The sequence below is a fragment of the uncultured Desulfobulbus sp. genome (assembly GCF_963662935.2).
GTDB lineage: Bacteria > Desulfobacterota > Desulfobulbia > Desulfobulbales > Desulfobulbaceae > Desulfobulbus.
The window spans coordinates 569,380-583,230 of the sequence record NZ_CAXXTL010000002.1; the positions used below are offsets into that span (position 1 = coordinate 569,380).

General features: G+C 54.6%; 7 protein-coding genes. 3 read left to right on the forward strand and 4 right to left on the reverse strand.

Annotated elements, in window-relative coordinates:
• The first annotated feature begins 788 nt into the window (after positions 1 to 788).
• Entirely contained in the window at positions 789 to 4,361 is a 3,573-nt protein-coding gene (nifJ, locus tag ACHZCX_RS06855) for a pyruvate:ferredoxin (flavodoxin) oxidoreductase (RefSeq protein ID WP_319586494.1), read from the forward strand.
• Positions 4,362 to 4,486: 125 nt separating this feature from the next.
• On the opposite strand, the gene ACHZCX_RS06860 is transcribed toward nifJ, so the two are convergent.
• Positions 4,487 to 5,452: a YkgJ family cysteine cluster protein gene (locus tag ACHZCX_RS06860; RefSeq protein ID WP_319586495.1), complete on the reverse strand. Its 966-nt coding sequence runs from the start codon at positions 5,450 to 5,452 to the stop codon at positions 4,487 to 4,489.
• A gap of 306 nt (positions 5,453 to 5,758) precedes the next feature.
• Between ACHZCX_RS06860 and ACHZCX_RS06865 the strand changes: the two genes are divergently transcribed.
• Both ACHZCX_RS06865 and ACHZCX_RS06870 read left to right on the forward strand, forming a co-directional pair.
• Complete coding sequence (locus ACHZCX_RS06865; RefSeq protein WP_319586496.1) at positions 5,759 to 5,956, forward strand: hypothetical protein; 198 nt, start codon at positions 5,759 to 5,761, stop codon at positions 5,954 to 5,956.
• 51 nt (positions 5,957 to 6,007) lie between these two features.
• On the forward strand, positions 6,008 to 6,853 hold the full coding sequence (locus tag ACHZCX_RS06870; RefSeq protein WP_319586497.1) for a histidinol-phosphatase: 846 nt from the start codon (positions 6,008 to 6,010) through the stop codon (positions 6,851 to 6,853).
• Here the strand turns inward: ACHZCX_RS06870 and ACHZCX_RS06875 are convergent.
• From ACHZCX_RS06875 to ACHZCX_RS06885, 3 genes are all read right to left on the reverse strand, one after another.
• Entirely contained in the window at positions 6,840 to 8,468 is a 1,629-nt protein-coding gene (locus ACHZCX_RS06875) for a response regulator (protein WP_319586498.1), read from the reverse strand. The two genes, ACHZCX_RS06870 and ACHZCX_RS06875, sit on opposite strands and share 14 nt — an antisense overlap.
• Positions 8,469 to 8,498: 30 nt before the next feature.
• A complete protein-coding gene (locus ACHZCX_RS06880) occupies positions 8,499 to 10,226 on the reverse strand; it encodes an FAD-dependent oxidoreductase (protein ID WP_319586499.1) in 1,728 nt (575 codons plus the stop codon).
• A 133-nt stretch (positions 10,227 to 10,359) separates the two neighbouring features.
• On the reverse strand, positions 10,360 to 13,833 hold the full coding sequence (locus ACHZCX_RS06885; RefSeq protein ID WP_319586500.1) for a hypothetical protein: 3,474 nt from the start codon (positions 13,831 to 13,833) through the stop codon (positions 10,360 to 10,362).
• Positions 13,834 to 13,851: the final 18 nt, after the last annotated feature.

Below are 13,851 nucleotides of genomic sequence, written 5' to 3' on the forward strand. Positions count from 1 at the left end.
TGCTGTCAGTGTAAGTGACCGCCTCGTCGGGCCGGGTGTTTTGGTAGAGTAGCTGGCGGAATTTTGTCCGTTTCGTGAGCAGACCCCTATAAGGGCGCAGAGATAGCTTGGCTGAATGATAGTGTTGGCCCGAAAACTCAATCCTTATCGAAGCGTCGGAATTTTCGGCGGTTCCGGCTTAGAACCCCAATAACGGAGCCACCGGCAGCCTTCACCCCTCGACCCTCTCTTGAGTGAGCACACTGCCGCCCCCCCTCCATACCGACTCTCACACCTCGACTCGCCCCCTGTCGCCACAATCAAAAGAGCCGCAAACCATCGCTTTTCATAGCCTCAATAAGAAACGACAACTCATTGCAACTGTATGGGTTTTCGGCAACGCTTTAAGATTGCATAATGCTATTATTTGGTTTATCGTGGCCCACTAATATACTGAATCCCAATTCATTGCGGTGGCCGCTCGGCTCTTCCGATTGAATATTTTTTTGTGCTGTTGAGGATTGACCGCTCTGATAGAGGGCGGAAGATTGTTGCAAACCGGACGGGATACCAATCACCTTTGGCGGCAACCGGATAAGCTCCGGAACCCCCCCCCTTGTTCCTCCCCGGAACACAATGATTGCCCTTCCCAAAATGAGGTGCTGAACCAAAGCGGACCACGTCGGGCTAAGTAAGCGTTTTTGAGGTTCCTTCCGGAACCTTCTTTTTCATAGCGTTCATCTTTAATCGTTTCCGGTAGTCAATCGCCTGCCGGCGAACACCAACCACCGTGTAAGGAGAATGATCTTATGTCGCGAAAAATGGTCACTATTGACGGAAACCAGGCATGTACGCATGTAGCGTATGCCACAAGTGAAGTCATCACAATCTATCCCATTACGCCATCCTCCCCGATGGCAGCTGATTCAGACGCCAAAGCCACTGCCAAACAGGAAAACATCTGGGGTTCCATCCCGGTTATCTCCCAGATGCAGTCTGAAGCCGGTGTTGCCGGTTCCATCCACGGCTCACTGGGCGCTGGCGCCCTGTGTACCACCTTCACCGCTTCTCAGGGTCTGCTGCTGATGGTCCCCAACATGTACAAGATCGCCGGCGAGTTGATCCCGACCGTCTTCCATGTGACCGCCCGCGCCATCGCGTGCCAGGGTCTGTCCATCTTCGGTGACCACGGTGACGTTATGGCTGCCCGTCAGACCGGCTGGGCCATGCTCTGCTCCCAGGATGTTCAAGAGTGTCAGGATATGGCTCTGATCGCCACCCAGTCCACACTTGCTTCCCGTATTCCCTTCCTCCATTTCTTCGACGGTTTCCGCACCTCCCATGAGGTTATGAAAATCGAAGAACTGACCATGGACGATATCCGTTCCATGATCGACGAGGATCTGGTCATTGCTCACCGTGAGCGCGCCCTGACCCCGGATCGCCCCTCCATCGGCGGCACCGCTCAGAATCCGGATGTCTATTTCACTGGCCGCGAGACCGTGAACAAATTCTACGACGCCATTCCGGGAATCGTCCAAGGCACCATGGACAAATTCGCCGCCCTCACCGGTCGCCAGTACCACCTGTTTGATTACGTCGGCGCCCCGGATGCAACCGATGTTATCGTGATCATGGGTTCAGGCGCCCTGACCGTTGCTTCCACCATCGAGCATCTCGTTGCAGAAGGTGCCAGAGTGGGCATGGTTATTGTTCGCCTGTTCCGCCCGTTTGATCCTGCGGCCATGGTCAACGCCTTACCGCCGACCGTTGAGCGAATCACCGTTCTTGATCGCACCAAAGAGCCGGGTTCCAATGGCGATCCGCTCTATCTTGACATTCGCGCTGCAGTTGGCGAGGCTGCCGAAGCCAACCCCACCATGATCACCCCGTTTATCCTCAACGGCCGCTATGGTCTGGGTTCCGCTGAATTCACCCCGGCCATGGTTAAGGCTGTCTATGACAACATGGCTTCACTGGCACCGAAGAAAAAATTCTGTGTCGGTCCTAACGATGACGTCACCTTCACCAGCCTTAAATACGACAAGTCCTTCAACATTGAAGGCAGTGATGTCTATCGGGCGCTGTTTTACGGCCTCGGCTCCGACGGTACAGTTGGCGCCAACAAGAACACCATCAAAATCATTGGGTCTGAGACCGACAACTCCACTCAGGGGTATTTTGTTTACGACTCCAAAAAATCTGGTTCCATGACTGTTTCGCATCTGCGTTTCGGTAAAAACCAGGTTGTCGCTCCGTACCTGATCAACAAGGCCAACTTTATCGCCTGTCACAACCCGGCCTTCCTTAACACCTACGACATGCTGGCCAACCTCGAGTCGGGCGGCACCTTCCTGCTCACCACCAGCTACGACAAAAACCAGATCTGGGATAGCCTGCCTAGCCTTGTTCAGAAGCAGATGATCGACAAAAAGGTCAAGTTCTACATCATCGATGCCGTCAAACTGGGCTTGGCACTGGGCCTTGGCGCTCGCATCAACATGATCATGCAGACCGCCTTCTTTGCAATCTCCGGCATTATCAGCAAGGATGACGCCATTAAGGCTATCAAAAAGGCCATCAAAAAGTCTTATGGCACCAAGGGCGAAAAAGTCGTCAATATGAACTACGGTGCTGTTGACGGCGCCATCGAAAACATCGTTGAGATTAAGATCCCGAAAAAGATCACCGGGCACGAGATGCCTCCGATCGTACCGGCCGATGCACCCGACTTCGTCAAGAACGTCACCGCCAAGATGATGGAAGGCCACGGTGAGGACATCAAGGTCTCCGAATTCCCGAATGATGGTCGCTGGCCTACCGCCACCACCCAGTGGGAAAAACGCAATATCGCGGTTACGGTTTCCAGTTGGGATGCTGAGGCGTGTATCCAATGCGGTCGTTGCTCGCTGGTTTGCCCGCATGGTTGTATCCGGATGAAAGTCGCCACTCCTGCAGCCCTCAAAGCTGCCGGCGCCGGCGCTACCTTCAAAACTGCCGATGCGGTAGGGAAAGAGTTCAAAGACATGAAGTTTACCATGCAGATCTCAACCGCTGACTGCTGTGGTTGTACCCTGTGTGTGACTGTCTGTCCGGCCCGCAAGAAAGACAAGGATGGCAACAAGACCGAGGTCCGCGCTCTGTCCATGGCCACCAATACCGAAGAACTCCGTCTGGAATCAGGTGCCAACTGGAAGACCTTCATGGCCCTGCCTGAAGTCGACGAGAGCCTGATCAATGTCGGCACCATCAAGGGCAGCCAGTTCAAACGTCCGCTGTTCGAGTTCTCCGGCGCCTGTGCCGGTTGCGGCGAAACCCCGTACATCAAGCTGGTCACCCAGATGATCGGCGACCGGATGCTGGCTTCCAATGCTACAGGCTGTTCTTCTATTTACACCGGCAATCTGCCCACCACCCCGTACTGCAAACGCGAAGACGGTCGTGGTCCGGCTTGGTCCAACTCCCTGTTCGAGGACAATGCCGAGCATGGCCTTGGAATGCGTCAGGCTGTTGACAAACTGGCCAGCCAGGCTCTGGAACTCTTGGCTGCAGCAGTTAAAGACGGCATTGTCACCAAAAAACTCGCCGATGCGATCACCAGTGCTCCTCAGGTCAGCCAAGGCGAGATCGAAGCTCAGCGTGGTCGCGTGGCTGAACTGAAAGCCGTCTTGGAAGGAAAAGGCATTGTTGCCAAGCGCCTCATCCATGTGGCTGACTACTTGGTGAAGAAGTCCGTCTGGATCATCGGCGGCGACGGTTGGGCGTATGACATCGGCTACGGCGGATTGGATCACGTCCTTGCTTCCGGCAAGAACGTCAATGTTCTTGTCATGGATACCGAGGTCTACTCCAACACCGGCGGCCAGATGTCTAAGTCCACTCCGCGTGCTGCAGTCGCCCAATTTGCTGCCGGCGGCAAGAACGCACCCAAGAAGAACATGGGCCTGATCTTTTCCACCTTCGGTACGGTCTATGTCGCCCGCATCTCCATCGGTGCCAATCCACAACAGGCTATCAAGGCTATTCAGGAGGCCGAGGCCTATGACGGTCCGTCCTTGATCATTGCCTACGCACACTGCATAAACCATGGCATCAACATGGCCATGGGCCTGGAGCAGCAGAAGAAGGCAGTCGAGTGCGGTCACTGGTCACTGTTCCGGTACAATCCGACCCTTGAGGCTGAGGGCAAAAACCCGATGATCATCGATTCCAAGGAACCGACCATCACCTTTGCCGACTACGCTTTGAACGAGAACCGTTACCGGATGCTGAAGCTGGCTAATCCGGAGCATGCGGATCAGTTGATGGCAGAATCACAGAAGGATGTGGACAAGGCTTGGAAGCTCCTCAAGGGCTGGGCCAAAGCTCTTGACGTTGAATAAGTCGTCCTTCGGATGATATGAAAAAGAAATCCCCTGCCGGTTACACCGGCAGGGGATTTTTATTTGCAAAACATAAAAAAAGGGGCCTCACTTCAGCCCCTTGTCGGTGTTGCGGGTGCCTCGCTTCAACTCTCCGAGTCTTTCTCCGGAACTCCGACGTTGCGATTTTTAAGCATTTTGTCCCGCTCGGCCTTTAACTCCTCATATTCTTTTTCCGCCTTCAGCATAGCCTCGTCTTGCTGCTTCTTGATTTCCTCGACCTTTTTCTTGATTTTTTCCCCTTTAATGGTCAACCCGGGGACGCCGAACAAGGTGTTGGCGAGATATTTGAACGAAAACAGCATCAACTCCACATCGTCTTCTTTGATTTTGGAGATGGTTTCCTCATCAATCTCGTAGGTATCGAGAAACGAGCTTTCCATAATGAATTTGCGAAAGGTGTCTAGGTCGGTTGAGGCCATGAAAAACATCCGCTTGGCCGCCTCACTCAGAGTAGCCTGAAGGCCGAAAGATTTTCGCCGCATGACCAGGCGAAGCCACTCCTTATTCATTTCGTCCCGCAGATCAACACCCTGATCGGCACGCCATTCTCGGATGATCCAGTGCTTTGGTTCTTCATGGCCTTTACAATGTTGTTCTTTGACCAGGAAAAAAAACTTATCCTCGATGGCGTCATTGGTGCCGCCTTCATGAAAATCAGCCATACCCACAGGATAATAACGACAGGCCGAGGGTCGATCTGAATAAATGGTACAACCTTCCGGAGTGACGAACGGGCAACCGTTTTTCTCGCCGACCAATTTAAGTTGTACCCCTGGCATATCAGTTTTTTCCAGATAGGTCGGTTCTGTATACTGGGTGATGAATTCATGGGACGGTAAATTCAGTCGCTTGCGGAGAACAAGAATGTCGTACGGTGTCAGGATGATCTTGATGTTGTGACAGCAGGCGGTGAAGCAGCTGACCTTAGGATGGCATGCGAACTGCAACTTCGAGTCGAACGTCAGTTTTTCCGGAAGAATGTTGGACGGGTTTTTATCGGTGGACTTGATAAAATCAGAATCGTTAGCAATATAATCATCAGTCGCCATGCGGCACCTCTTGTGTGCGGATTAAAAAAAACGGATTGAGCGCCCCTTGAAGGGGTAGGGCGAAACCGATCATTTTACCATGCACTTCCCCTGTGTCAAATCCAATCGGTGAAGCTTGCAATTTATTCTCACATCCATAAGGAGTTAGGCGAGGGGGGGGAGGCGACTCGGTGACCACTGCTGATTGCGGCTTAAACAGCAACTAAGCCAAAAAGTGGGCCCAGGCTTTGCTTATTTTATGTCTTTTCGCCAGCAAACCTGCTAAGACAAAAAGCATACTATTCTCACCAAGGATCGATAACGTACATGAAAAGATATTTCTCCAACCCCGTGGACCTCAGCAAGGTCAACACCCTCATTTACCATCTCCCCGATGGACCAACATTTTCCGTTGAAATGGATGACCTTGACGGTTTCCTCGATTTCGACATGGAACTGGGCGACATCTGCGACACCTCGGATATCGATGGCGTGCTCCACTTCTTTCCTCGAGGCAACGCCTAAATTTCAACCGCTTCTCTTCCTTCCTGCTTCTCCATTTCCTTTTTGCATCCCATGACTTCCTTGATCGATACAACCGTTGACGGGCATGTCCACACCCGGCTCTGTAACCACGCAATCGGCGAGATGGAGGAGTATGTCGAAAAAGCTGTGCAACGCGGCTTAGGGACGATCATTTTTCTCGAACACCTGGAGACGGATATTCGCTACCAGCCGCGAAGCTGGTTGGACGAGGAAGATTTCTCTTACTATTTTAAGGAAGGAGCACGACTGAAGCAATGCTACCAAGGGCGCATTGATGTCCGATTAGGCATGGAGGTTGGGTTCAATCCAGCGGCAAGGAAGACTATCAAGCAACGGCTGGCCCAATATCCGGTTGAGCGAGTTGGCCTCTCCTGCCATTTTTATCGCCACGGCGACGCCCACCTCAACCTACTCAGCCGAAGGCGGCAAAGCCTGGATCTTTTGGCGGCCATTGGCCCAGAGGCAGTAGTCACCTCCTATTTCGAGACCTTGATTGAGGCAGTGGCATCGATGGATTGCGATGTTCTCTGCCATCTGGATGCGGTGCTGCGCCATCTTCCAGGCATCCGATTCAACGAAGAACATCAGCGCCAGATTCACATGCTTCTCGATGGCATGCAGGCAAAAGGCGTGGCTCTAGAAATCAACACATCGGGATTCGACTACCGGGGAGCGGCCTTTCCTGCGCCCTGGATTATTTCCGAGGCCCTGCAGCGCAGAATCCCCTTGCTTGCCGGATCGGACGCCCACCGTCCATCCGAGGTTGCGCGGCACTTCGAACAGTTGCCGCATTACCTCGACGAAATCCTGTCAGCAACAACATCGCACCCGCCAAAGGCGGAACGGAGCGGACTTTTTCCCCTCAGTTCACTTTGATGAATTTCCCCATAGCCGTCCGCAAGGACTCGGCGTTAAAGGGTTTGATAAGAAGAGTATTGACTCCAGCCGCAGCAGCCGCCTCGTGATCTTGAACATCGGACTGAGTGGTCACCATGATCACCGGCAAGGTCTCCGCCGAATAGATTGCCCGTATCCTCTTGGTCAGTTCAATTCCTGATATTTCCGGCATGTTCAAATCGGTCAAAACCATGGCCGGTTTTTCCTTGGCCAGCCATTCCAGCGCCCCAGCGGGAAACTCAAAGAGGACCGGATCAAAGCCAAGTTCATGCAACGTAGCCTTGTAGATATTGAGAATCATACGGGAATCATCAACGGCACAGACCTTGACCCTCGTTTTTCCGTCCAGTTCCTCACCGGAAATTCTTGCTGCAAAATCCTCCAAACCCTTCTGTTGGAGCAGGCCGATATAATGATTTTTGATGTCCCGGTGGGCATGGGGAAGATAAACAAGTGCCAATTCCTGGAAATAATCCTCCGGGGCCAAATTGAGAAAGACGTTGTCCACCTGGGCGTTGACGATAATCTTGACGATATGACGCGCCTCGTCATTTTGCGCCCGAATCATGTTCTTGATGCCCGCCGCAAGAATCTCATTGAAGTTCCTATCAATAGCCCGAGCAGCGGCGGTGCAGACATGATCCTCGCTATCTGTCAGGCCGGCGGCCAGGGTGTAGGCTCCCTTGCGCAGGGGCAACAAAGCCAGGGCCTCGTAGGCGGCAAAGCGAACATTGGCGTTGCGCGGCATCGTATTGAGCAGGGCGCGGATCGGCATGATCGCGCTCTCGTCGCCAATTTCCCCCAGCACATTGAGGGTATGAACCAGTAGATCGCTGTCCCCCTCCTTAAGGTTCTCGATCAACACCGGCACAGCCTTGATACCGATGCGCACCAACTCATCCTTGGCATAAATACGCATGTGGGCATGGTGTGAACGGAGCGTGTCGTTCAATTTCTCCAATGATACCTGATCCTGGACATCAGCAAAGATTCCCAGGATGATCAGATCCAGTTCATTGTCCGTCCCCATCCGTTCGGCCAGCCTGTGCATGGCCGTATTGGTGCCAACTTGCCCCAGGGCATGAATGGCCGAGGTGATCAGTTCTCGGTCCGCTGCATAGAGGTAGTCTGTGAGGGTGTTGATCGACTCGGGATCACCAATCAAACCCAGGTTGTCGATGATCAGCTTGATAAAAGCATTATCCTTGGTGTGTGCCAGGAGATCGATCAAAACAGTGGTAGCCTCTTCGAATTTCAACTCACCAGCTGTCTCGATCATGACCGTCTTATCGGCAATATCCGGATTTGCCAACGATTGGAGTAAAACATGCGGATAGGCAATCAGGTTGGAGATAAGCGTTTCTCGAATGATCGGTAGACCGGCAGTCAATTCGGGATGCGCTGTCAATAGATAATTCAACAGGGGGACGGTGAAGGTCATATCGCCGCGCGACAGTTCGTAGAGCAACCGGTTCTGCGTCTTCTTGTCGACCTCGCCGAGATGATCGAGGACCAACCGGGCCTTGAGGGCATCGCCGGTCTGGATATTGGCCTGGATTTCCTCAACCATGTGTTCTGTATTCAGTTCAGCCATACGTCACCCCTGTTGCAAGAAAACTCACTCTTATTTCACCAACCAGTCAACTCCCAGCCGACTGATCACATTTAGCCCACCACATAATACCATGCTATCGAATTTTCCAAGGTGGTCAAGGAAGACTTGCACTTCGTACGATCTGGTGCCGGCATTACAGAGAATAACGTAGGTTTTATCGGTGGGCAATTCGTTGTACCTTGCCCGCACCTGCCCATAATCCAAAGCGGTCCACAGATCGACTCCGTATTTTTCGACATAGGGCGCTGCTTCCAGAGGGTGGCGGAGATCGAGCACCGCCCAGTTCGGCTCAATGGACATATTATCCATCCAGGCGAGGAAGCGGTCGAGGTCAACCCGGCGCAATCGGTTGTCGCACATATTTTCAGCTACATAGGCGGCGGCGTTGATCGAATCGATGGCCGAGGAAAAAGGTGGGGCGTAGGCCATCTCCAACAGGCCGAAATCCTCGATGGTCCCGTCCTGGGCGATCAAGCCGGCGGCCGCGTCCACCCGAGCCGAAATCGAATCGTTCATCATGCCGAAAGCTTGCAGACCGAGAACACGCCGCGATTTTCGATCAAAAACCAACTGCAGGATCACCACCGCCTGATCCGGAAAAAAATGGGCGCGGTCAGACGGTGAAGTCAGGGCGTAATCGGCGTCAAAACCCTCGGCCAGAGCCGCCTCGTAGGTTATGCCGGTTGAGGCGATGCAACGCTCAAAAGCCTTCATGATGAACGAACCGCAGACCCCCTTGAACACCGAGGGGTGACCGGCCATGTTATCGGCCACCACTCTCCCTTCGCGGTTGGCAAGTGAGCCTAAAGGGGCATAGGTTTCCCGGCCGGTAATCAGACTGGTCACGGCAATGCAGTCGCCAGCGGCATATATGTTGGGGTCCGAGGTCTGCAGTCGCTGGTTAACCTTGATACCGCCCCACGGAGCGACATCAAGTCCGGCGGCTTTGGCCAGCTCGCTACGCGGCCGCACTCCCACGGCCATGATCACCAAATCAGCTTCCAAGGTGCGATGTGCGGTCTTGACGCCGCAGACCTTGCCCTGACCGTCGTCAAGCAGTTCGGTAGCTGATTCTCTGGTGAAAATAGCCACACTCTTTTCCTCGAGATGCTTTTGCAGCATGGTGGCAAAATGCCAATCAACCAGCCGGGGCAGAAGCTGCGGCGCCAATTCCAGCAAGGTGGTTTCAATCCCCCAGAGGTCGGTGAGGGCCTCGGCCATCTCAATGCCGATAGCTCCGCCTCCAATGACCACGGCCCGACTGACCTTGCCCTGAGCGATTCTCTTTTTGATCTCGATGGCCTTATGCAGATCGGCAATGGCGAACACGCCGTCAAGACCAACGCCCGGAATGGGGAGGTCAAACGGTTTGGCCCCGGTGGCCAGCATCAGTTGATCATAGGGCAATTCCTGCCGGACGCCACTGTCAAGATTTTCCACCAGAACCGTCTTTTCCTTGCGGTCAATGGACAAGGCCCGGGTTCTGGTCAGCGCCTTGACCCCCTTAGAGTTCTCAAAGAAACCGGCATCACGGATGACATGGAAACTGGTAGCCCGCAGTTCGCTCTCGTCCGAAACATCGCCGCTGACATAGTAGGGAATGCCGCACCCACCGTAGGAGATCAGGCTGTCCTGGTCGACCATGGTGATTTCCCAATCCGGTTGCAAACGCTGTAACCGGCACGCCGCCTTGGGGCCTGCGGCAACGGCCCCAATAATAACTATTTTCTTGCTCATGACAGGTCTCCTTCTGTGAAAAAAAATAGAACGACAATGCACACAATCTGTTGCGAAATTATTGTAGACAATCATTCGACGGTGACGGGCCGGCCGGAATACAGTCGCACCGGGGATGCGCCCTAATTCTTCCCTATTCTTTAGGTTGCGACTCTGCAGCCGCCGGTTTTCCCGAAGTCGGCGGTTGCTCAGTTTCTCCTGCTGCCTTGGGCTGTTCCAACTCAATCCCCTTGCGCAACTGTCCGGACAATCCGGCTAGAAAGGTGGCCTGATCAAAGATCGGTTTAGCCCGCGCCCCACCTATCTCCGCCTCAACGGTTGCCTCCGCCTGTACGATCAATTGCGCCTTATCCGCCAGTTGCTTACCAACCGGCATCCGCACCTGATAATGCAACGAGTCGTCCATGTTCAAATGACCCCGGAGCCCAAACTCTGCTGCTCCAGCCATGAGATGGACGGGGGTGCAGCTGACGAGGCCGCTTTTTCCCTCGCAGATCAGCTCATGCTCCCTGCAGCGCATCCACTCCTGGTCAAAACCACCCAGATTGAGGATCTCGCGGAGCACGTCAGTTGCCTTGAATTTGATTCGAGCCAATGCGACGGTGGCAGTGTAAACGGGTCGCGCTGACCCCTTTCCCGCCATGGGTACAGAAAAGCTCTCCAGGCGCAGATCGACTGTGCCTTGAGATTGGGCCAGTGCGCCGAAGAGTGGATGCATCCTGCCCAGCAGGCTGTGCACAAGTGGGGACTTGAGTGGCACATCCTTGAACAATTGAGTAGCGGGAGGCAGGGTCAGCACCACTTGGGGAGTGGTGAGATCCCACAAGGGCTGCAGGCTGACCCGGCCGCCATCGAGTTTTTCCTCTATAGTGACCCGCAGTTTGCCGCGGTTCAAATCCACCGGCAGGGTCAGCTGCCGCAAACCTGCCCCCTGAAATCGAAGTGAATCCACGGGCACCTGTGCCGAGAAGGTAAGCTGCTCCTTTCTGAGGGGAAAGGCCAGCGGCAGGGAAAGAAGAAAATCTCCGGGCCGGTTGCCGGTCACAATGGCATCCCGGCCAAAAATGGGGGCCAGAAGCGGGGCAAGAACAATAAAATCAGGGGTCATTTGCCCCTGCAACTCCAAAGAGGGGGGATTATTTCTCGCAACAAGCCCGGCGCCCTCGATCCGCATCGGCGCCGTGTGCAGAAAAAAAGCAGGGATGCTCACCGCTCCTCCAATTTTTTCTTCGTTGTGCAAGCTGAGCTTAAGGATCGGTCGAGAATCGGTAAAAATTTTCTCCTTACCGCGCCAGATCTCAAATGGTTCCATCCGCAGGGTCAGATCGGTACGGTTGCCCTGTCTTTCCCCTGAAACAGTAGCAAGGTCGGCCCACGCCCGCCCTTTCACGCTCAGATCCGCAGGAAACCAGCCTGCTGATCTGGCTATATCGGTGAACAAAGCACCATCTGTTTCCCCCTTGAGGGCCGCTGAAAAATTGGCGGCCGGTTGCCACCAATCCTCAACCACAAAATTTGTATCCACGTTCGTGTTGGCCGATGCCCACCCCAAATGACGGACTTCCAGCCGCTGCCGGTCAAAATCAACCAGGAAAACAGGTTGCCCCTGTTCGCTCAAATCCTGCCAGTTCTCGGCAACCAAGAGTTCACGAACAGCAACGGGCCGGCGGCTATTTCGACGTTCCACCTCCCCCATGGCAAAAACCACCCGTGGCTCCTGCACGGCAGACCCCGGACCGGCCACCACCAACTGCTCGACGGTTCCGTTCAAACTCTGCAAAGAAACCTGCCGCCCCTCACATCGTCCGGCCCCGTCAACTTCCAGCTTCCCTTTCAAAACAGAAAAAGGAGAGGCATCGGTAAAGGCCTGCACCAGAGCGTTCAACCGCTCAAGATCAGCGGCTCCCTTCAGGGTGCAATTATTCGGTGCCTGTCCCGCGCTCCGTTGCAGGTCTTCGGCCATGAGGGTGATTTTTCCCGGCCAAAAATTTCCATCGATCTGCACTGACTGGAGGGCGCCGTCCTGCACAAACGAAGGCGCAGTTCCGACTTTACCGGAGAGGAGGAAATCATGGGCCGGAAAGAGTGCCGCCTTGCCGCGGGAGAGAGCAAACCCATGAATGGAAACCCGGCTCTCAAGACTGAAGCCACCATCTTCTCGCCTCCGGGTCGACGCAGAAAGTTCCGTCCGTCCCTTAGCGTGAACAGTGAGGGTAAATATTTTCCCCAACTCCTGGAACATCTGATCGAGATCCCCGCCAGCCTGGAGGGCAAAATCATCGATGCCGCCGCTGCCCTGAGCCTCAAAAAAAGGCATGTGGACCCGCAGAGTGCGGAACGCCGTTTTCTCCTGGCTATAATCGGCCTCGGCCAGCAGATCGAGCGGTGTGTCCCAGGAATACTTTCGGCTATCATGGACAATATTGAGACGATCGGTCCGGCACTCAGCCCGAATGGCAAGTGCCTCTGGCACGCCCGTGACACCAAGCGAAAAGTCAGCGGTTCCCTCGGTAATCGTGGTTTTTTCATGGAGACCCAGCAAACGAGGCACTTGGGCCGCTATTGCCGGCAGATTGACGCTGCCCTTGGCGGCCAGAGAAACCGTTTTGCCGTCGAAACTGCCTCCGCCAGTCAGTCGGATCGGCTCAGATTGCAGATCCAGGGCAGATAACCGCCATCCCTCCCCTGTACGATGGCTCCCCTTGAAGATGAAATTGAGCTGGTCTAGCATCGGGTGTTCTACACCAAGGACACCGCCGGTGAGCTGCAATCCTCGCAGAAAAATTTCTCCCTGGGCCTCCAGGTCCTCAAGCCCGGAGGCGTTCAGATGAAAAGCCGCATTAAGTACCCCCTTGCCACGAGGGGTAGAACTGCGCGACGCGGCAAGATCAAGGAAATCAGTAAGCTCCAGATCTTTGATTTCCACCTCGGACCGGGAGATCAGCGTCTCCAGGAGTGACTGACCGGCTGTTGGCAGATTGACAAACCCCTTGGCCCGAAGATATCCCGCTTGCAACGCGGAACGGAGATACACGTCATAATTGACGGTGCCCATGGCCAGACTGCCGGTGAGCTTTATTTCCTCGGCAAGCTTTCGGCCCGGAGGCGGCCCCTCGATGAGGACAAGTCCGCCGCTGTTTACATGGAGCCGAAAGGTCAGGCGTTCCCACCAGGATGCGGGTGCATGTCCTTCCTGATTTGAAGCTCCGGGTTTGGACTCGGCGCCGACGGAGTCATTGGCCTGAGTGCGGGGTGGTTTGTGCCCCGACTGGTGAGGAAGGAAAGAAAGTGTGGGATGGTCGAGAATAATCTCACCCAGATACGAGGGCGCCGCTAGCAGCAGAAGCAGTCCCTTATCGCTGGTCAGGCGAGGCACCTCGAAACGCAGGCCTCGGAGCGAGTCGTCGTAGCGAACCTGTTCGCAACGAAGCCCCTGCAGCCAGCCCAGGGAACAATCCTCCATCTCCAATGTACCGGCGAGGTGACGACTGGCTAGACTCAGGAGCGCATGCAGGACAGGGCGCGAGCCGAGCAGCGACGGCAGTAAAAGAAGCGCGCCGGCAATCAAAGAAACAACAAGGATAACGGCGCGGCCTTTTTTCCTCACGATTTCCCTTTGCTCCCC